Origin of the sequence: Heterorhizobium halophytocola (assembly GCF_017873095.1) — a bacterium.
Lineage (GTDB): Bacteria > Pseudomonadota > Alphaproteobacteria > Rhizobiales > Rhizobiaceae > Allorhizobium > Allorhizobium halophytocola.
The window spans coordinates 280,770-297,777 of sequence record NZ_JAGGJU010000005.1; the positions used below are offsets into that span (position 1 = coordinate 280,770).

Genomic DNA, 17,008 nt, shown 5'->3' on the forward strand with positions numbered 1-17,008 from the left:
CGATGATCAGGCGGCCTGGACCAACCGGTTCCGGCCGTCATGCTTGGCGCCGTAAAGTGCCCGGTCTGCCCGATTGAGACTGTCCGAAAGTTTTTCCAGTGTCGGGTCGACATCGGCGACCCCGATCGAGATCGTCACCGAGACGCTGGCGGCCGCCGCCGGAATGGCAAGTGACGCGATGCGGTGGCGCAGTGCTTCCAGCTTGCGCGACGCCGCATCCGCGGTCAGGCCCGGCAGCATGGCGTAGAACTCCTCCCCCCCTGCCCGGGCGATGATACCGTCGCCTTCCAGGAACTGTTCCATCTGGCGCGCGACCGCGCAGAGCACCTCGTCGCCGATCGCGTGGCCGTAGCGGTCGTTGATCGCCTTGAAGCGGTCGATGTCGATCACGGCGACGCTGAGCGGTCCGGCCCCGGCCCCGCCCGCCTCCGCGATCCGGGCATGGCAGGCGTCGAAAAACTTGCGCCGGTTGAAAAGATTGGTCAGCGGGTCGCGCTCGGCGGCCACCTTGAGGTCACTCTCCAGCGCCTTGCGTTCGGTGATGTCGAGCATCGCGCCCGCCAGTCCGCGCGGCCGGCCGCTATTGTCGGTGATCACCGCCTTGTGGAAGCTCACGTCGTGATGCGTGCCGTCGGCATAGCGCACCTTGGCCTCGTAGACCTGCACGCCGCCTTCGGCCATCAGCGCTTCGTCCGCCTCGCGGTAACGGTCGGCCAGTTCGCGCGGCGCGATCTCGTAGACCGACTTGCCGATGATATCGGCGCTGCTGCGGCCGATATAGTCCTCGAAGGCCTTGTTGCAGCCGACATAGATGCCCTGCTCGTTCTTGAAGAAGATGGGAGCCGGCAGATTGTCGATGCAGGCCTGCAGATAATCGCGTTCGATCTGATAGGTGTCGCGGAAGGAGCGTGTCCTGCGCCGCTCGGCAAGCATGCGGTGGCCGCGCGTCGTCACCATCTCCCACTCGCCGAGGCGATCCCGCTGCAGGACGTCGTCGAGACCATCGCGAATGGCCGCCGAACGCATCGCGACGGAAGCATCGCCTGCAAACAGTCCGACCAGATAGGTGTCCTTGCCGAGCGCATTTCGCAAAGTGCGGATCGTTGCGGCATCCTGCATCTGCTCGGCGGCAAACAGGCAGATGCCCGGCGCTTCGACCGGTAGCCGCGCCTGCGGCAGCGGCCCGATAATCCTGGAAATCTCCGCGGGCACGGGCGAACCATCGACCGAAAACCAGAAGGTCGGCGCCGGAGCACCGGATGAAGGCATGGTTTCCACAAGCCCTTGCTCTGTCATCCTCGATGACCTCCTTGAAATGCATCATGCATGAATGTCAGAGCTACTCATCATTGTTCTCCTAATAAAATCCTTTCATTAGCGGGCGCCGGTCTAAATTTGGCCGCGTGGTTAGCGAAAGGCTAACGCGAACCGATCCCCTAGATATCCGGGGACAGTTCCGGAACCGTAGAACGGCGCCCGGCGGCCATTGCTCCTGGGCTGCTTTCGCGGTACTCACGCTGTTCAAATTGTAACCATCACGGAGTGACACGGCCCGATGAGCCTGTTCGATACGATCCGCAACACCATCGTTCCCGTCCACAAGGAAGGCTATCCGTTCATTGCCGGCTTCTTCGTGGCTTCGCTGTTGCTCGGCTGGCTGGCGGAACCGCTGTTCTGGATCGGCCTCGTCCTGACCCTCTGGTGCGCCTATTTCTTCCGCGATCCCGAACGCTTCACCCCGCAGGACGATGATCTCGTCATCAGCCCCGCAGACGGCCGGGTCTCCTCGATCCAGATGGTGCGCCCGCCGGAAGAGCTGATGCTCGGCAACGAGCCGATGCTGCGCATCTCGGTGTTCATGAACGTGTTCAACTGCCATGTGAACCGCGCGCCGATGCGCGGCCGGATCGCCAATATCGTCTACCGCGAAGGCAGCTTCCTGAATGCCGAGCTCGACAAGGCAAGTCAGGAAAACGAACGCAACGGCCTGGTGATCGAGACAACCCACGGGATGATCGGCGTGGTGCAGATCGCGGGCCTCGTAGCGCGGCGCATCGTCTGCTGGAGCAATCCGAGCGACACGCTCGATGCCGGCGAACGCTTCGGCCTGATCCGCTTCGGCTCGCGGCTCGACGTGTTCCTGCCGGAAGGCACCGAACCGCGCGTCTCGCTCGGCCAGACGGCGATTGCCGGCGAAACCGTGCTTGCCGAATTCGGCTCCAGCAAGGGCCCCGTCATCAGCCGCCGCATCTGACGGCGAGCCGCAAGGGAGCGAGACATGCAGCCAGAAGACAAGGTCCAGCACCCCGACAGCCATGCGACGTCCTCGGACTATGACGAAGCACGCGGGCCGCGGCTGCGCGAAATCCCGCTGCGCCTGATGATCCCCAACCTGATCACCGTTCTGGCGATCTGCGCCGGGCTTACCGGCATCCGGCTTGCCTTCGAGGGCCGCTACGAACTGGCGGTCGGCATGGTGCTTGCCGCTGCCTTCCTCGACGGCATCGACGGACGGGTCGCACGGATGATGAAGGCCTCGTCGAAGTTCGGCGAGCAGATGGACAGTCTCGCCGACATCGTCAATTTCGGCGTCGCCCCCGCGCTGGTGCTCTATGTCTACCTGCTCGACCAGGCCCGGTCCTTCGGCTGGATCGCAGCCCTTGTCTATGCCATTGCCGCCGGGCTTCGCCTCGCCCGCTTCAACGTGATGGTCGAGCGCAAGGAAAAGAACAAATGGCCGTCGGAATATTTCGTCGGCGTGCCGGCGCCCGCCGGTGCCTTCCTCGTGCTGCTGCCGGTCTATCTCGGCTTTCTCGGCATCGAGCTTACGGCAGGGTTTGCCTATATCGGCGCCTGCTACACGATGATCATCGCCTTCCTGCTGATCAGCCGCCTGCCGGTCTGGTCCGGCAAGTCGGACATGCAGCGCGTGCGCCGGGCGCTCGTCATGCCGATCACGCTCGGCGTGGTGCTTTACGTCGCCCTATTGATGAGCTTCACCTGGGAAGTGCTCTCCGTCAGCGTGATCCTCTATCTTCTGACGCTGCCGCTCGGCACGCGGGCCTGGCACCGCCGCTACGGCACCCTGACCGTCGAGGACGAGCAGGTCGTCAACGACGACAGCGGCATGGATCGCGGCATCTGAGCGCAGGGGCGGCAGGTTTGCCACACCTCTCGAATTATGATTGCCTAATTTCTAATTTGAATTGCAAACCACATAAATTTGTAATGTGCTGGTGACTGAAGCCGTGCTGCTTCGCTGTCGGAATCTCCCGGCATGCAGAGAATCACAAGGACGTCGTCATGACTACGCAAGGTAAGGCACAGGTTGCCAGCGAGACCACTGCACGCGCAGCTGGCAAGCCCAATCTGGTCGCACTCTACCACCCTGTTGGCCTCAAGGCGGTCGCCGCCGCGGCCATGATGCTCAAGCGTAAACCGAAAGCGGCCTGACCGGATTTCCGACCCTGCGGGGGCTTTGATCCCATAGCGCCGGCACGGCGCTGTGGACCTCAGAACAGTGACATCTGCCGCGAGGACTGGTCATCGTCATCATCCGGGGAAGCGGACTTTTGCGCGCCGCCGGCGGCCGTCGGAACGGCGTCTGTTGAAAGCGGCGGGCCGACGGGTATCTGGATGTCGGGCGCCGTGTTCTTCACCTTGTTGACAAGGTCGGCAATCGGTATCGCCTCGAAATAGCCGTCCTCCACCGGCGCGAGCAGGTCGGCGACGGCGCGCGGCTCCTGCGTCTTGCAATCCAGCCAGCGGGTAAAGTCCTCCGGCCGGATCACCACCGGCATGCGGTCGTGAATCTGGCCGATGAAGCGGTTGGCGCCGGTCGTCAGGATTGCCGCCGTATCAACCTCCGATCCGTCGGCCGAAGCATAGGGCTGCATCAGCCCGGCAAACGCGACGAGATCGCCATTGCGCGGGCGGATCCAGTAGGCCTGCGATTTCTGTCCACTCTCCTTGCCCGGCCGATGCCATTCGTAAAAGCCGGATGCCGGAATGAGGATGCGATGATGGCGCATCGGACCGCGGAAGGACGGTTTCTCCTCCGCCGTCTCGGCACGGGCATTGATCAGCAGCGGAAAATCGCTCGGATCCTTGACCCAGCTCGGGATCAGACCCCAACGGGCCAGCAGCGCGCGGCGCGACGGCAGGTTGGTGCCGGGTTCTCCGCCACTCGACTTGCCCTTGACCACCAGGATCGGCTGGGTTGGCGCGATATTGTAGCGCGGCGGAAAATCATCGATATCCGCAAGCCCGAAATGATCCATCACATGCGCCGGCAGGGTGAGCACGGCAAAACGTCCGCACATTAACGATCTCCTCAATCACCGCCGGCAAGCCGCGGTTTCGGCTGCACCGGGCCGGCATTTCAGGTTATAGTGTGACTCGCCCGATACTCGTACCGCAAGTCTGTCTGCCGCATATCCTGATGTCTCATTCCTCGACGCCCATGGCCACCGTCCCGGTGCCGAAGCTTGCCGCCTCCGCCATCGTTGAATGGCAGGGTCGCTTCCTGCTGGTCAAGCGCCGCAATCCGCCGGCCGCAGACCTCTATGCCTTTCCCGGCGGGCGGGCGGAGCCCGACGAGGCCCTGGAGCAGACGGCGCTGCGCGAACTTCAGGAAGAAACCGGCCTGGTCGGCGAATCACCCAGGCTGTTTGCCGTCTACGACCTGCCGCCCGAATCGACCAAGGGACCGGGTGCTGCCCATTATCACCTGTCCGTGTTCACGATCGCCGTCGCCGATGTGGCGCCGCTGCAGGCAAGCGACGATGCCGTCGAGGCCGGCTGGTATGCGCCGCAGGCCATCTTCGACCTGCCGGTGCCCGATTCGGTGCGCGATTGCGTCCAGAGGCTGATCGAAGCCCGCCCGGCGGATACGCGCGCATGACATCGCTCTATGGAACAAGGCTCCTGCCCCGCGGGCTGACCGGCTGTCTGGTCGCTCTCGTCGCCGTCCTGGCGATCTCGACACCCTCGGCGTTTGCGCAGGACAAGGCGAAAAGCGAGCCGGAAACGCCGGCCGTGGTGGAAAAGCCGGCGCCCTATGACGACGACCTGGCCCGCCTGGCCGAAATTCTCGGCTCCCTGCACTATCTGCGCAATCTCTGCGACAGCGACGACGAACCGCAATGGCGGTCCAGCATGCAGACATTGCTGGACAGCGAAACGGCCAATGAGCCCGGCCGCAAGGCCCGCATGACAGCGGCTTTCAACCGCGGTTACCGGGCGTTTGCCGCCCTTCACGTCACCTGCACCGCAGCGGCACTGGATGCCGAAGCGCAATACCGTGCCGAAGGCGCAACACTTGCGCGAGAAATAACGGCACGTTACGGGAATTAGGAAATAATTAACCCGTTCGGTCGGCCCCCCGTGTCGTTTTGGGAAAAGGCTGCTAAAGTCGTTAAGAGGTGAGTAACGACCGAACGTTTGCGAGGAATTGAGTATGGAACCGCGCCGCAACGATATCGACGAAATGATTGTTCACGAGAAGATGCAGGTCGCGCTCGAATACCAGAATGAAGCCTGGGCTGACGGCATGGCCGATGGCATCGAACCGGAAATCATCGCCGACGCCGCTTTTGCGCTGGCCATGCGCGAGACGATCCGCATTCATGGCGAAGATGGTGCGGAGGCCGTCCTGGAGGCCCTGCGCGAACGTCTGCTGTCCGGCGAATTCTCCCCCACCCGCAAACTGCAATAAAAGATTTTCATCATGTCCCCGCATCGTTTCGCTGCGACGTTAAGCCCTCGCTATTCCCTGACGCGCGCGCTTGCCGCGACGCTTTTGTCCGCCAGTCTGCTCGCGCCAACGGTCGGGCCCGCCTTCGCGCTGTCCGACCTGACCTCGCAGCAAAGCGCCGATCCGGGCAGCGACGACCAGCCGATGAACGGCGGCGGCCTGGAAGACGAGCAGCCGCTGCTGCAGGATCCGAGTGAGCCGGGCGCAGTACAGGATACTGGCGGCGCCGCCGACACCGGCCCGGACGACAAGGCCGAATTCCCGACGGACATCACAAAGGCGCCCGAACCGGTGAAGCGGATGCGCGACCTGATCATGAAGGCCGCCGTCACCGGCGATGTCGAGAAGCTGCGCCCGCTTCTCAATCCCGGTCCCAACCAGACACAGCTTCTGCTCGGCGGCGACGACAGCGATCCGGTCGAGACGATCAAGGGCTTTTCCGGCGACGATGACGGGTTGGAAGTGCTGGCGATCCTGCTCGACATCCTCAATACAGGCTTTGCCCGGATCAATGCCGGCACGGCCGACGAGATGTATGTCTGGCCCTATTTCGCCGAGAAGAACATCAATGCGCTGACAGCGCCGGAAAAGGTCGACCTGTTGCGGATCGTTACTGCCGGCGACCTGACCGGCATGCAGGAAAGCGGCAATTACAACTTTTTCCGCGTCGGCATTTCGCCCGACGGCCAGTGGAAGTTCTTCACCGCCGGCGATTGATCGGCCGCTTTTGCAAGGCTTCCGGATCTTGCACCTGCCGTCCGCGATCCGGGCGGCAAAGGGCTCCGAGTCTTGCTGTCGTGGCTTCGAGCCCCTAAGTCTACGTCCATATCCACGATACCCATGAAGCGGAAGCGAGACCATGCCCGCAAGCCATCTTCCCGACCGCGCGCTGATCGCAATCTCCGGCGCCGACGCGCAGACATTCCTGCACAACCTGATCACCACCGATGTCGAGGCAATCGCACCGAAAGAGGCGGCACCGGGCGCCCTGTTGACGCCGCAGGGCAAGCTGTTCTTCGACTTCCTGATCTGGCGCCACGAAGACCACTTCCTGCTGGAAACAGACGAAAGCCAGGCGGATGGCCTCCTCAAGCGGCTGACGCTCTACAAGCTGCGCGCCAAGGTCGACATCAAGCGGCTGGACGACGAGGGGGTGACGGTCTTCTGGAATGACGACCTCCCCGCCGACGGCATTCGCGACCTGCGCTTCGCAGCGGCCGGCCTGGATCTCGTGCGCAAGCCCGGACGCCATGCGGGCGCCGATGGCGATGCCTATGACGGCTTGCGCATCGCGGCGGGGATCGTCGTGTCCGGCCGCGACTTTTCGCTGGAGGATGCCTTCCCGCATGACGTCATGCTGGATCTGACGCGAGGCGTTTCCTTCAAGAAGGGATGCTATGTGGGCCAGGAAGTGGTGTCGCGCATGCATCACCGCAAAAGCGCCCGCAAGCGGCCGGTCATCGTCACGGCGCAAGGAACGCTGCCGGCGACGGGCACGCCGCTGACGGCGGCCGGCAAGCCGATCGGCACGCTCGGCAGCGTGTCGGGCAATGCAGGCCTTGCCATTGTCCGGGTCGACCGCGCCGGCGAGGCGATGGCCGCGCAACTGCCGGTCCTTGCCGGTGACCTGCCGGTGACGCTGCGCCTTCCCGACTGGAGCGGGCTTGCCTTTCCAACGGCGTCCGAGGACGCCTGATCCATGGCCGACAGCAAGACCGCGACCGCCCGCGCCTGGCAACGCATGCTGTCGGGCCGGCGGCTCGACCTTCTCGATCCCTCGCCGCTCGACGTCGAGATCTCCGACATCGCCCACGGACTGGCACGCGTCGCCCGATGGAACGGCCAGACAAAGGGCGAAAATGCCTTCTCCGTCGCCCAGCACAGCCTGCTTGTCGAGGCGATCTTCACCGTGAGCAATCCGACCGCCTCGGCCGACGACCGGCAGATGGCGCTGCTGCACGACGCGCCGGAATTCGTCATCGGCGACATGATCTCACCGTTCAAGGCCGTGGTCGGCGGTGGCTACAAGACGATCGAGAAACGGCTGGAGGCGGCCATTCACCTACGATTCGGGCTCGCGCCGCATGCCGACCGCGACCTGAAGGCGAGGATCAAGAAAGCCGATACGATCTGCGCCTTTTTCGAGGCGACGGAACTGGCCGGCTTTACCGAGGCGGAGGCGCGCAAGCTCTTCGGCCAGCCGCGCGGCTTTGCCCGCGACACGCTGATGATCGCACCGCTTCCCGCGATGCAGGCACAGGCGCTCTTTGCCAACCGATTCGAGGAGATCGAGGCCGAGCGCCGCGGTGCAGCCGCAACCACGCGCGGGGCTGCACCCGATACGGGAACCCGCCGATGACCGCGATCGTCGTCTCACCGCTGTCGCGCATCGCCGAAATGGCCGTCCGTCACGGCGCCCGCGAAATGGTCAGCCTGCTTGCCGCCAACCAGCAGAATTTCCACCGTCCGGCGGTGATCCGCGCCGAACGCCATCTGAAGCTCGACCTCAACGACATCACCTTTGCCGGCACCGGCGACCTGGTCGCACCGTCGGAACGGCATGTCGCAGCCCTGATCGATTTTGCCAGAGGCTGGAACCGCGCGGCGCCGCTGGTCGTGCATTGCTGGATGGGGGTGTCGCGCTCGCCGGCGGCCGCCCTCATCGCCTCGCTGGCAACCGCGCCGCAGGAAGACGATGCGGCGCTCGCCCTGCGGCTCCGCGCCGTCGCCCCACATGCCACGCCCAATATCCGACTGGTCGAAATCGGCGATGCGCTGCTTGAGCGCGGGGGACGTCTGACGGCGGCGGTCAAGGCGATCGGTCGGGGCGCAGAGACCGATGGCAATGCCCCCTTCGTGCTGCCGCTTTACCGGCCCGATACGAGCGCAGCCAACTGAGCGGCCAGCTTCATCTGCCTCCGTCGGGCGGCGATATTTGCGCTATTCCTTGAAAACCCCGGAACAGTCGGGGTAAAACAGCGTTAGTGCCAAGACGACCGGCGGGCATCCGGCCGTGCTGCTTATCCGCGTCTGATGGTCGGAAACCAAAGACCAAGGTAATTCGCACCCTCAATCGGTGCCCCTGCAGCGCTTCCGACCTGCCCGCTACCGCCCCGCCCCGAACGGAAGCAACTGCAGGAAAAACCCCGCTTATGGAACAACAAGCCTCTCAATTCATCGTCGCCACGCGTGCTGCGCTCAGTCAGGCGAGCGCGCTCGTCGTGGAATATGCCTTCTCGGCGGTGGGGGCTGTGCTGTTGCTGGTCGCCGGCTGGATCATCGCCGGCCTGGTGCATCGCTGGGCCGAAGCAGGGCTGATGAAAGTGCGCGGCTTCGACCTGACGCTCGCGGCCTTCCTGTCCAATGTCGTGCGCTATGCGCTACTGATCCTGGTCTTCATCATGGTGCTCGGCCAGTTCGGCGTGCAGACGGCATCGGTGATTGCAGCGCTCGGCGCTGCCGGCCTGGCAATCGGTCTGGCGCTGCAGGGAACCCTGCAGAATATCGCTGCCGGCATCATGCTGCTGGTGCTGCGCCCCTTCCGCGTCGGCGAATATATCGACACCGGCAGCATTTCCGGCACGATCCGCGAGATCGGGCTGTTCGCCACCGAGATGAAGACACCCGACGGCATGTACCGTCTCGCGCCGAACTCGACGCTGTGGAACGTGCCGATCACCAATTACAGCCGCGAACCGACGCGCCGCTATGACCTGGTCGTCGGCATCGGCTACGAGGACGACATCACCCAAGCCGAGGAAATCATGATGGAGATCGCACGGGCGGAGAAGCGCGTGCTGGCCGATCCGGAGCCTGGCACCTTCGTCTCCGAACTCGGCGACAGCGCGGTGGCGATAACCCTGCGCTACTGGACGATGAGCCCGGATTTCTGGCCCGTCTCGCGGGAATTCACCAAGAAGGTCAAGATCGCCTTCGACGAGGCCGGCATCAGCATTCCGTTCCCGCAGGTCACCTATAGCGGCGAGCTGGCAGCCAAGCTGGAACCCAAGCGCCCGGTGCCGAAGGACGACGACAAGCCGACCCTGATCGACGCCTGACGGTCGGCATCCGATGGCCAGGGCGTGAGCTGGAGCATTTCCGGCAAAAGTAGAGCCGCGGTTTTCCGTCCGGAAATGCCTACGACAAGAAGCTGGAGGACGGCCGGTGAACGCGTGTTGACCGGACGTCCTCCAGCCGTCGAAGAAATCCTCTTCGCCACCTTGCAGATGGCGGAGAGGCAAGGGCTGCAGCCGCTCTTCATGAACGGCCACATGATGGCCCTTGTAAAGGAGGCCTGATGCCTCCTCAAAGCACGTCTCCCGAAGAGCGGACCTGATATTCGGGACGCAGACATGCCATTTGATACGAAAGGCCGGGGGCCGGATCCGCCCCCCCCCCGTGGCGCCGCCCCCTGCCCGCGCGCATGTCAGGCGGCGGCGGTGTCGTCGTCCTCGCCATCGCTGCCATAACTCACATACTCGGAAATGATCGCCGACAGCGGGCGGGCTACCTCGCCGAGCGCTGCGGAGACCTGATCCGCCCCTGCCTGCGACAGGGCGGCCGCGGCGGGCCAGCCGGAGGACGAAGGCATCAGGTCGCTGCCGGAAATGCCATCGAGAATGCCGGCGACAAACCGGGCCGATAGCTGCGAGGCAACCCCGGTTGCGGCATTCTCACTCGAGACCGTGGGGTCCTGGGTCCGCGTCGGGCCGTTTTCGACGGGGGTGGCCTCAGCGTCGATGATCCCGGCGCCATCGGCGTCAAGCATGCGCAGGGTCGAATAGGAACTGTCGAGCAATGTCGAAATGCTAGTCATGGCGCTCTCCATGAATGACAAATGATCAATCAGAAAAATGCATTTTCGCCGTGAGAGACTCACTCAATAATACGTAGACTACATGGCAAAAGCGGCCATGCGTCAAAGGTTAATTATTAATTACCATAATTCGTATGTTCGCAATCTCGGCGGTCAGCAGTGCGGCTTGCGCTTCGAGGGCAATCCTCTAGAAAAACAGGCATGAGCACACCGAATCCCCAGACGCCGATCAGCGACAGCTTCGCCCCCTATGCGGCCCTTGCCGCCGACCTCCTGCCGCACGCTGTCCCGCAGAACGCGCAGGGCCAGGATGGGTCGCATGACCTCAGCCACCTCATCCGGGTGTTTCGCAACGCCATGCAGATCCTTGCGGGTGAAGGCGGCGATGGCGAGGTTCTGGCCGCAGCCGTGATCCTGCACGACTGCATCTCGGTCGAAAAGAACCACCCGGACCGCGCCCGCGCCTCGCAGCTGGCCGCCGACAAGGCCAGCATCCTGTTGTCCGCCCGCGGGATGGACGGAAAGCGGGTGGCGTCGATCGCGCATGCCATCGCGGCCCACAGCTTTTCGGCCGGTATCCCGCCCGAGACGCTGGAAGCCAGGATATTGCAGGATGCCGACCGCCTCGATGCCATCGGCATGATCGGCGTGGCGCGCTGCTTCTACACCGCCGGCCGCATTGGGTCGGCGCTCTACGATCCGGCCGACCCGCAGGCACAGTCGCGCCCGCTCGACGACCGGCGCAATGCCATCGACCACTTTCCGGCCAAGCTGCTGACCTTGGCCGACGGCTTCACGACACCCACCGGCCAGGCGCTCGCCCGAAAACGGCACCAGCGCCTCGAGCGCTTCCTGGCCGAATTCATCGACGAGATTTGAGAGGGATCATGCAGGTCAGTTCACTCCATGTTTATCCGCTGAAAAGCGGCCGCGTCATCGACCTCGACCAGGCCATGGTCGAGCCTTCGGGCCTTGCCGGTGACCGGCGGATGATGCTCGTCGCACCCGATGGCCACTTCATGACCCAGCGCGAGCTGCCCGACATCGCGCGGATCACCGTTATTCCCGAGGCTGCGGGCGATCGACTGCTCTTCGATGACGGCCGTTCGACCACGGTTGCCGTTAACCCGTCGGCGCGGCTGAAGGTTTCGGTGTGGAAATCCACCGTCGAAGCCGCCACCGTCAACGCCGCGGTCGACGTGGCGCTGTCGGACTGGCTCGGGCGGCCGGTACGGCTCGTTGTCTTCGACGACACAGCGAGTCGGGTCGCCAGTCCGGAATGGGCCGGAACTGCGGACAGTCCCGTGACGTTCGCCGATGGGTTCCAGGTCCTCGTCACGACGACGGGGTCGCTTGCCGCGCTGAACGCCGATATGGACGCAAAGGCCGAAGGCTCGGTGCCGATGGCGCGCTTTCGCCCGAACATCGTCATCGACTGCGACACGCCCTGGGCCGAGGACGGCTGGGCCGCGATCGATATCGGCGGCATCCGCTTCGATCTGGTCAAACCCTGCGCCCGCTGCATCATGACCACGCAGGACCAGTCGAGCGGCGCGCGTGACGGCGCAAACCCGATGCCGGCCATGCAGCGCCTGCGGTTTTCCACCGACCGCCGCGTACCCGGCCCGATCTTCGGCTGGAACGCGGTGCCGCGTGCATCCGGCCTGATCGCGGTCGGTGCCGAAGCGCGGGTGCTCGCCGACAATCCGGCACGATGGCCGTTAAAGCAGCGTCCGGCATAGGGATCGTCCCCGCGTCCAGCGCCCGTCCGGGGATAGCAACCCTATATCAGCAGTCGCGCAACCATGGGAAGAAATTATAAGTATACTTACACGTAATCATAGGTTTTAATAATATACTGATCTCCCGCACTGAGTTATCACGGGTATTTTCTGGTGCCGTTAAGCTCTGCTTTACGAGAGGCCGCTAGACTTCTGCATACGGTGTACCGTCATGAAGGACGGCGTGCATTTTTTGTTCGGACCGTAGTTTCATAAAACGTTACTTCGAACTGTTTCATGACCTCACGCTTTACCCGGGTCCTCTCGCAAATTTCGCGAGCGGTCCCGGGCCTTCGAAAAGGCAAGGGGAACCCCAGGGACACTGACATGGCGCGCCGCCCCGACCGAAGGCCCAAGACCGTATATCGCCTGCCCGTGCATCGGCAGGATTACGGCGCGTGGCTGCAATCGGGCGACGACGACTATATCCGCGGCTTTCTCGGCGAAGGTCTCGATCCGCAGCTGGAAGCCCATATCGACCCTCATCTGACGGCAGAGGCCGCGCGTCTCGCCGCACTCAAGAGCCGTCAGGACCTCGCGGTGCAGATGCTTTCGATCTCCAACAGCCAGTCGCGGGCGATATTGTCTCTGTTCCGGCCGCTGGAGCCCGGCGCCCTGGCCTTCGATTATCCGCCGACCGAACGGCAGATCTGACGCACGCCGTCGACCGATGCTCTCCCCGCAGCAAGTGCAATGCGCCCTGGAAACGGGGCACGAACCACCCCGCGCGCCACTCCCACCTTTTCGAATGAGAATCCGGCGACCGTCATATTTCTGAAATAATGTGCCGCACCGCCCACAATATCACGCTGCACTGCAGAATAAGATTTTAGAAAATTTGGTCACCGCGCCGTTGACGCTGTCTTGCCCACTCCCTACCTTAATGCTGCCGGATTGAACCGGTACCGTTTACAAGTCAGCGCGGTTGAGCGCTATCGATCAGGGTCATCGCCGAATAGGGAGGCTAACCAGATGCGAGTTGTTGTCCTTCATCCCGCGTGTTCCCAAATTTTTTCCCCGCTCGACACGAGCAAACGAAATTGGTGCCGCATCTGTCGAATGTGACAGCTTAGAGCGCACCCGGTTTCAATCACATTCACGTTCAATGCCTGCGCTTCCCGAGCGTCGGCGGGGATAGAGATATATGGAAAAGCAAGTTGTCGAATATGCCGGCGTGCCCGTCGGCATCACTGTTCCCGAGGGGGACAGCCTGAAATTCATCGCGGTCAAGTTTCCGGTCATCGAGCTGGACGGGTCGGTGTTTCGCAATCTCGAAGAACTGCGCCGCGCCATCCACCGTCACCTGCAGTCGGGCAAGACGCTGGCTCACGGCTTTGAGATCGGCGCGCCGGTCTCGACAGAAGTTCCCGGCAAGGCCCTCAACGTCGCCTGAAGAAAGGCTTCGCGGGATGCGACAGGCTCGATCCCGCGCGGTTCATAGACGTGGCGGCCGAGGAAATATCCGGTCAACCGGAAGGCTCCGGCCAATGCCTCCGCATCGGCCGCGTGGCGACTTCCCCCCGCCAGGAAGGTCGGCAGGCTCAGCATCCGGTCGTGATAGGGCTGTCCCGCCACCCGGCTGACAGCCCGCCCGGATTTCGGCGACACATATACCAGATCCTCGCGCCCGCCGGTTGCCGCACATTGCGCCAGGTCCAGTCCGAAACCGAGATCGTCTAGAACTGCCAGTTCCAGTCGGATGAACAGTTCGCCCGCCGTCGCCGGCTCCTCCAGATGATCGAGAATGACGTCGAGCGCTTCGTAGAGATGCGGGTGCGGATCGCGCTCGGGCAAGAGCCGCAGCAGGCCGCCGATCGCCTGTACCCCGTGCACGCCGATGGCGCTTGCCATCAGTTCGCCGGCCCGCAGGCGCAGCGGCTCCAGCCGATACTCGCCCAAATGCTCGTCCAGCCGCGCCCGCCAGGTCAGTTCGAAGCGATTGCCCGGCTGCAGCACCGGCTGCATCGAGCGTGACCGCCCGCCGCGCACCATGCCCATATAGCGGCCATGCGTGCGCGTCATCATCTCCGCGATCACGCTGGTCTCGCCGTGGCGGCGCACGCCAAGCAGGATGGCTTCATCGGTCCATTGCATGAAGGCGTTCTATCCCAGCCCCGGCCCCGCGGCGAGCGAAAAAACCTCAGCGCGCCCCGGCGCCCGAAGCGCACGCGCCCGGGTCCATGCGCCCGATATAATCTGCCAGCATGGCGATCCAGTGCTCGGCAGCGCGGGGAATGTCGGGCTGATCTTCCTCCACCAGCATCTGCATGTGGCTTTTCATCATCTGCAGCACGACGATCGCGTGGACCTGCGCCGCATCGGTGGCGACGCCCGGCCGCCAGAGCCGCAGGATCGCGCCTATTCTCGCCCTCAGGAGATGACGAAGGCGGGCGGGCCGCACCGACGGTTCCTGCCAGCTGGCATCCAGCAGACCGACCACCAGCAGCCGCTCCTGGCGCAGATCGACGAAGATGCCGATAAATGCCCGGGCAAGCTGCGCGGCCGAGAGACTTGCCGCCCGCGCCTCGACCGCATCCAGCGCCTCCACGACGTGCTCGCCATAACGCTCGACCAGCGCGTCGACCAGCGACTGCTTGCTCGGGAAGAACTGGTAGAGCGAGCCGATCGGAGCGCCGGCCCGGGCAGCAATCTCCGTCATCGTCGCGGCCCCATATCCGCGCTCGCGAAAGACCGCCGTCGCACCGTCCAGAAGCTGCGCCACGCGGGCATGACCGCGCTTGCGCGTCGGGGTTTTCGCCCTGGCGTTCCGGCCGGCGGCGGACTTCGGCGCAACGGGCTTTTCACCCGGATCCGGCCTCGTTCCAGAGGCGTGTGACGTTGACTTCGTGCGGGGCATGGCTCATATAGATTTGCGAGGATACCCTCATATAAACACCCCGCTCCTCTCCGTCCATAGCCACGTTCCGCAAAGCTCGATGAAAGCCATGATCAGACTCGACCCAAAGACTACCGCCCTCGTCCTCATCGATCTTCAGAACGGCATTGCAGGCAGCATGTCCCTTGCGCCGCAGTCCGGCGAGACCCTGATTGAAACCTCCAAGCAGCTTGCCACCCGGTTCCGCAGCGCCGGTGCCCCGGTCGTGCTGGTCAATGTCGGCTGGACCGCGGATGGCGGCGATCGGCTGACCCAGCCGGTGGATGCCGAAATGCCGCGTCCGGCCGGCGGTCTGCCGGCTGACTGGGCCGAGCTCGTGCCAGGCCTTGCAAAGGACGGAGACCTCCGGATCACCAAGCGCCAATGGAGCGCATTCTACGGCACCGAACTCGACCTGCAGCTGCGCCGGCGCGGCGTCCGGACCATCGTGCTGGGGGGTGTCGCCACCAATTTCGGCGTTGAATCGACCGCGCGCCTCGGATGGGAGCATGGCTATTCGCTGGTCCTGCCGAAGGATCTCAGCGCGGCGCCCAGCGCCGAACTGCATGAATTCGCCTTCAACGCCGTGTTCCCGCGCATCGGCCGGGTAACCACGGTGGCAGAACTGATCTTCGAGCCCGTGCGATGAGCGAGCCGGTTGCGGCAACGACGGCCGCGTCCGAGACAAAGGGCGGCCTGCTGACCCATCTGCCTGTCGCCCTCCGCTGGGCCATACTCGTCATCGTTTCCGGCGCGGCCGGCACGGTCTTCGAACTTATGCATCTGCCGGCCGGCCTGTTGCTCGGCCCGATGATCGCCGCCATTCTTGTGGCGACCAACGGCGCGCGGCTGTCCCTGCCGCGCAAGCCCTATATCGCCGCCCAGGCGCTGATCGGCACGATGATCGCCCAGAGCCTGGACGGCGCCATTCTCAAGCGCGTGGCGGAGGAATGGTATGTGTTCGGCCCGATGGTCGTGTCGATCGTCGCCGTCAGCGCCACGCTCGGCTATGTTCTGGCGCGGCGCCAGGTGCTGCCCGGCACCACCGCCGTCTGGGGCACCTCTGCCGGGGCGGCTTCCGCCATGGTGCTGATGGCGGAAGCCTATGGCGCGGATGCGAGGCTCGTCGCCTTCATGCAATATCTGCGCGTCGTCTGCGTGGCCAGCGCCGCAGCGCTGATGGCAGCCTTCGTCTTCAACGTGCCGGATAGCGGCCAGACCGCCAGCTTCGATCTGTTCCCGCCGGTCGACTGGATCGCGCTTCTGGTAACCCTGGTGGCGACCGCGGTCCTTGCCTATGCCGGCAACAGGCTGAGAATTCCCGCCGCCACCATGCTGACACCGATGATCGGCATGGCGCTCCTGCACTCGCTCGGCATCCTGCCGATCGAACTGCCGCCATGGCTGCTGGCGCTGGCCTATGCGATGATCGGCTGGCGGATAGGCCTTGCCTTTACCCGCAGGCTATTGCGCCACGCGGCCCGCGCCCTGCCGCAGGTTCTGCTGTCGATCGGCGTGCTGATCGGCTTTGGCGGCCTGCTGGCCTTCCTGCTCTGGGCCCTGGTCGGCGTCGATCCGCTGACGGCCTATCTGGCGACCAGCCCCGGCGGCCTTGATTCCATCGCCATCATCGCATCCTCCACCCATGTGGACGTGCCCTTCGTGCTGGCGCTGCAGACCTGTCGTTTCCTGCTGATCCTCGCGGTCGGCCCGACCCTGTCGCGCTTCGTCGCCAAGCGCTTCGGCACTGCGCCTGCTGCCTGACGACCTTGACCACAGCA

The 17,008-nt window shown here is 64.1% G+C and carries 22 protein-coding genes; 17 read left to right on the top strand and 5 right to left on the bottom strand.

What is annotated here, in order from left to right; translation table 11 throughout:
* Positions 1-6: 6 nt before the first annotated feature.
* On the bottom strand, positions 7-1,296 hold the full coding sequence (locus J2Z17_RS11135; protein WP_209944890.1) for a sensor domain-containing diguanylate cyclase: 1,290 nt from the start codon (positions 1,294-1,296) through the stop codon (positions 7-9).
* A gap of 259 nt (positions 1,297-1,555) precedes the next feature.
* Here J2Z17_RS11135 and J2Z17_RS11140 point away from each other — a divergent pair, with 259 nt between their 5' ends.
* The 3 genes from J2Z17_RS11140 (at position 1,556) to J2Z17_RS11150 (ending at position 3,453) form a co-directional block, all read left to right on the top strand.
* Positions 1,556-2,254, top strand: a complete 699-nt coding sequence (locus J2Z17_RS11140; RefSeq protein WP_209944892.1) for a phosphatidylserine decarboxylase — start codon at positions 1,556-1,558, stop codon at positions 2,252-2,254.
* A 24-nt stretch (positions 2,255-2,278) separates the two neighbouring features.
* Entirely contained in the window at positions 2,279-3,145 is an 867-nt protein-coding gene (pssA, locus tag J2Z17_RS11145; protein WP_209944894.1) for a CDP-diacylglycerol--serine O-phosphatidyltransferase, read from the top strand.
* A 158-nt stretch (positions 3,146-3,303) separates the two neighbouring features.
* Positions 3,304-3,453: a hypothetical protein gene (locus J2Z17_RS11150; RefSeq protein WP_209944896.1), complete on the top strand. Its 150-nt coding sequence runs from the start codon at positions 3,304-3,306 to the stop codon at positions 3,451-3,453.
* 59 nt (positions 3,454-3,512) lie between these two features.
* Here J2Z17_RS11150 and J2Z17_RS11155 read toward each other — a convergent pair whose 3' ends face one another.
* Positions 3,513-4,322, bottom strand: a complete 810-nt coding sequence (locus J2Z17_RS11155; RefSeq protein ID WP_209944898.1) for an SOS response-associated peptidase — start codon at positions 4,320-4,322, stop codon at positions 3,513-3,515.
* A 140-nt stretch (positions 4,323-4,462) separates the two neighbouring features.
* Here J2Z17_RS11155 and J2Z17_RS11160 point away from each other — a divergent pair, with 140 nt between their 5' ends.
* The 8 genes from J2Z17_RS11160 (at position 4,463) to J2Z17_RS11195 (ending at position 9,813) form a co-directional block, all read left to right on the top strand.
* Positions 4,463-4,903, top strand: a complete 441-nt coding sequence (locus J2Z17_RS11160; protein ID WP_209944901.1) for an NUDIX hydrolase — start codon at positions 4,463-4,465, stop codon at positions 4,901-4,903.
* Positions 4,900-5,355, top strand: a complete 456-nt coding sequence (locus J2Z17_RS11165) for a TIGR02301 family protein (protein ID WP_209944904.1) — start codon at positions 4,900-4,902, stop codon at positions 5,353-5,355. The genes J2Z17_RS11160 and J2Z17_RS11165 overlap by 4 nt, the downstream gene beginning before the upstream one ends.
* Before the next feature lie 103 nt (positions 5,356-5,458).
* Positions 5,459-5,716: a hypothetical protein gene (locus J2Z17_RS11170; protein WP_209944906.1), complete on the top strand. Its 258-nt coding sequence runs from the start codon at positions 5,459-5,461 to the stop codon at positions 5,714-5,716.
* A gap of 12 nt (positions 5,717-5,728) precedes the next feature.
* Positions 5,729-6,472 (top strand): hypothetical protein, encoded by a 744-nt coding sequence (locus tag J2Z17_RS11175; RefSeq protein WP_209944908.1) that lies wholly within the window; start codon positions 5,729-5,731, stop codon positions 6,470-6,472.
* A 142-nt stretch (positions 6,473-6,614) separates the two neighbouring features.
* A complete protein-coding gene (gene ygfZ, locus J2Z17_RS11180) occupies positions 6,615-7,451 on the top strand; it encodes a CAF17-like 4Fe-4S cluster assembly/insertion protein YgfZ (RefSeq protein ID WP_209944910.1) in 837 nt (278 codons plus the stop codon).
* Positions 7,452-7,454: 3 nt separating this feature from the next.
* Entirely contained in the window at positions 7,455-8,114 is a 660-nt protein-coding gene (locus J2Z17_RS11185; RefSeq protein ID WP_209944912.1) for an HD domain-containing protein, read from the top strand.
* Entirely contained in the window at positions 8,111-8,653 is a 543-nt protein-coding gene (locus J2Z17_RS11190) for a tyrosine phosphatase family protein (RefSeq protein ID WP_209944914.1), read from the top strand. Before J2Z17_RS11185 ends, J2Z17_RS11190 begins: the two co-directional genes overlap by 4 nt.
* Positions 8,654-8,907: 254 nt before the next feature.
* On the top strand, positions 8,908-9,813 hold the full coding sequence (locus J2Z17_RS11195) for a mechanosensitive ion channel family protein (RefSeq protein ID WP_209944916.1): 906 nt from the start codon (positions 8,908-8,910) through the stop codon (positions 9,811-9,813).
* Between the two features lie 368 nt (positions 9,814-10,181).
* Here the strand turns inward: J2Z17_RS11195 and J2Z17_RS11200 are convergent, their stop codons facing one another.
* Entirely contained in the window at positions 10,182-10,571 is a 390-nt protein-coding gene (locus J2Z17_RS11200) for a hypothetical protein (RefSeq protein WP_209944919.1), read from the bottom strand.
* A gap of 201 nt (positions 10,572-10,772) precedes the next feature.
* On the opposite strand from J2Z17_RS11200, the gene J2Z17_RS11205 reads away from it, so the two are divergent.
* From J2Z17_RS11205 to J2Z17_RS11220, 4 genes are all read left to right on the top strand, one after another.
* Entirely contained in the window at positions 10,773-11,450 is a 678-nt protein-coding gene (locus J2Z17_RS11205) for an HD domain-containing protein (protein WP_209944921.1), read from the top strand.
* An 8-nt stretch (positions 11,451-11,458) separates the two neighbouring features.
* Positions 11,459-12,313, top strand: coding sequence for an MOSC domain-containing protein (locus tag J2Z17_RS11210; protein WP_209944923.1), 855 nt, complete (start codon positions 11,459-11,461; stop codon positions 12,311-12,313).
* A 366-nt stretch (positions 12,314-12,679) separates the two neighbouring features.
* On the top strand, positions 12,680-13,006 hold the full coding sequence (locus J2Z17_RS11215; protein WP_209944925.1) for a hypothetical protein: 327 nt from the start codon (positions 12,680-12,682) through the stop codon (positions 13,004-13,006).
* Positions 13,007-13,496: 490 nt separating this feature from the next.
* Positions 13,497-13,745: a hypothetical protein gene (locus J2Z17_RS11220; RefSeq protein WP_209945137.1), complete on the top strand. Its 249-nt coding sequence runs from the start codon at positions 13,497-13,499 to the stop codon at positions 13,743-13,745.
* On the opposite strand, the gene recO is transcribed toward J2Z17_RS11220, so the two are convergent.
* Together recO and J2Z17_RS11230 are read right to left on the bottom strand one after the other, a co-directional pair.
* Entirely contained in the window at positions 13,679-14,446 is a 768-nt protein-coding gene (gene recO, locus J2Z17_RS11225; RefSeq protein ID WP_209944928.1) for a DNA repair protein RecO, read from the bottom strand. The genes J2Z17_RS11220 and recO overlap by 67 nt on opposite strands.
* 46 nt (positions 14,447-14,492) lie before the next feature.
* A complete protein-coding gene (locus J2Z17_RS11230) occupies positions 14,493-15,074 on the bottom strand; it encodes a TetR/AcrR family transcriptional regulator (protein WP_209944931.1) in 582 nt (193 codons plus the stop codon).
* Positions 15,075-15,297: 223 nt separating this feature from the next.
* Between J2Z17_RS11230 and J2Z17_RS11235 the strand changes: the two genes are divergently transcribed.
* Both J2Z17_RS11235 and J2Z17_RS11240 read left to right on the top strand, forming a co-directional pair.
* On the top strand, positions 15,298-15,876 hold the full coding sequence (locus tag J2Z17_RS11235) for a hydrolase (RefSeq protein WP_209944933.1): 579 nt from the start codon (positions 15,298-15,300) through the stop codon (positions 15,874-15,876).
* Positions 15,873-16,991 carry an AbrB family transcriptional regulator gene (locus J2Z17_RS11240; RefSeq protein ID WP_209944935.1) on the top strand — a complete coding sequence of 373 codons (1,119 nt, stop codon included), beginning with the start codon at positions 15,873-15,875 and terminating at the stop codon, positions 16,989-16,991. Before J2Z17_RS11235 ends, J2Z17_RS11240 begins: the two co-directional genes overlap by 4 nt.
* Positions 16,992-17,008: the final 17 nt, after the last annotated feature.

Coding starts and splice junctions, on each gene's coding strand:
- J2Z17_RS11135 (WP_209944890.1), bottom strand. CDS start 1,296: ATGACAGAGCAAGGGCTTGTGGAAACCATGCCTTCATCCGGTGCTCCG.
- J2Z17_RS11140 (WP_209944892.1), top strand. CDS start 1,556: ATGAGCCTGTTCGATACGATCCGCAACACCATCGTTCCCGTCCACAAG.
- pssA (WP_209944894.1), top strand. CDS start 2,279: ATGCAGCCAGAAGACAAGGTCCAGCACCCCGACAGCCATGCGACGTCC.
- J2Z17_RS11150 (WP_209944896.1), top strand. CDS start 3,304: ATGACTACGCAAGGTAAGGCACAGGTTGCCAGCGAGACCACTGCACGC.
- J2Z17_RS11155 (WP_209944898.1), bottom strand. CDS start 4,322: ATGTGCGGACGTTTTGCCGTGCTCACCCTGCCGGCGCATGTGATGGAT.
- J2Z17_RS11160 (WP_209944901.1), top strand. CDS start 4,463: ATGGCCACCGTCCCGGTGCCGAAGCTTGCCGCCTCCGCCATCGTTGAA.
- J2Z17_RS11165 (WP_209944904.1), top strand. CDS start 4,900: ATGACATCGCTCTATGGAACAAGGCTCCTGCCCCGCGGGCTGACCGGC.
- J2Z17_RS11170 (WP_209944906.1), top strand. CDS start 5,459: ATGGAACCGCGCCGCAACGATATCGACGAAATGATTGTTCACGAGAAG.
- J2Z17_RS11175 (WP_209944908.1), top strand. CDS start 5,729: ATGTCCCCGCATCGTTTCGCTGCGACGTTAAGCCCTCGCTATTCCCTG.
- ygfZ (WP_209944910.1), top strand. CDS start 6,615: ATGCCCGCAAGCCATCTTCCCGACCGCGCGCTGATCGCAATCTCCGGC.
- J2Z17_RS11185 (WP_209944912.1), top strand. CDS start 7,455: ATGGCCGACAGCAAGACCGCGACCGCCCGCGCCTGGCAACGCATGCTG.
- J2Z17_RS11190 (WP_209944914.1), top strand. CDS start 8,111: ATGACCGCGATCGTCGTCTCACCGCTGTCGCGCATCGCCGAAATGGCC.
- J2Z17_RS11195 (WP_209944916.1), top strand. CDS start 8,908: ATGGAACAACAAGCCTCTCAATTCATCGTCGCCACGCGTGCTGCGCTC.
- J2Z17_RS11200 (WP_209944919.1), bottom strand. CDS start 10,571: ATGACTAGCATTTCGACATTGCTCGACAGTTCCTATTCGACCCTGCGC.
- J2Z17_RS11205 (WP_209944921.1), top strand. CDS start 10,773: ATGAGCACACCGAATCCCCAGACGCCGATCAGCGACAGCTTCGCCCCC.
- J2Z17_RS11210 (WP_209944923.1), top strand. CDS start 11,459: ATGCAGGTCAGTTCACTCCATGTTTATCCGCTGAAAAGCGGCCGCGTC.
- J2Z17_RS11215 (WP_209944925.1), top strand. CDS start 12,680: ATGGCGCGCCGCCCCGACCGAAGGCCCAAGACCGTATATCGCCTGCCC.
- J2Z17_RS11220 (WP_209945137.1), top strand. CDS start 13,497: ATGGAAAAGCAAGTTGTCGAATATGCCGGCGTGCCCGTCGGCATCACT.
- recO (WP_209944928.1), bottom strand. CDS start 14,446: ATGCAATGGACCGATGAAGCCATCCTGCTTGGCGTGCGCCGCCACGGC.
- J2Z17_RS11235 (WP_209944933.1), top strand. CDS start 15,298: ATGATCAGACTCGACCCAAAGACTACCGCCCTCGTCCTCATCGATCTT.
- J2Z17_RS11240 (WP_209944935.1), top strand. CDS start 15,873: ATGAGCGAGCCGGTTGCGGCAACGACGGCCGCGTCCGAGACAAAGGGC.